At 55.7% G+C, this 479-nt stretch carries 1 pseudogene; it reads left to right on the top strand.

The features are described from left to right. A pseudogene (locus tag PQQ53_RS34990) lies at positions 1-320 on the top strand (IS30 family transposase); the annotation flags it as partial. Positions 321-479 lie beyond the last annotated feature (159 nt).

Below are 479 nucleotides of genomic sequence, written 5' to 3'. Positions count from 1 at the left end.
CATGCCAGCAAGTTGCCGCAGGAACTGTATAAATCGCTAACATGGGATCGGGGAACGGAGATGGCCGGACACAAGCGTTTCACTGTGGCCACTGATATCCAGGTCTACTTCTGCGACCCCAGCATCCGTGGCAGCGCGGATCAAACGAGAATACAAACGGACTTCTACGGCAGTACTTCCCCAAAGGCACCGATCTGTCGGTGTATTCGCAGGCTAAACTCAATGCTGTGGCGCGGCGGCTGAACGAGCGTCCGAGAAAGACGCTGGACTACGAAACGCCCGCCGGACGATTCCAGCAAACTATTGCATCCACCGGTTGAATCCACCCTTGAGAGCAGCCGCCCAGGCAGCGGAGGTCCGAACGGCGGATGTGGGTCGAGCTTGTGTGAAAACGCGCTGATCACCTAAACTGGATTAACTCATTCAGCATGGGTGACCGGATGAAGCGATTCATAGAAGGTGAAGATCGCAAGCAGGTG

Origin of the sequence: Paraburkholderia strydomiana, from assembly GCF_046030495.1 — a bacterium.
GTDB lineage: Bacteria > Pseudomonadota > Gammaproteobacteria > Burkholderiales > Burkholderiaceae > Paraburkholderia > Paraburkholderia strydomiana_A.
This window is presented reverse-complemented; position numbering and strand designations above follow the sequence as displayed.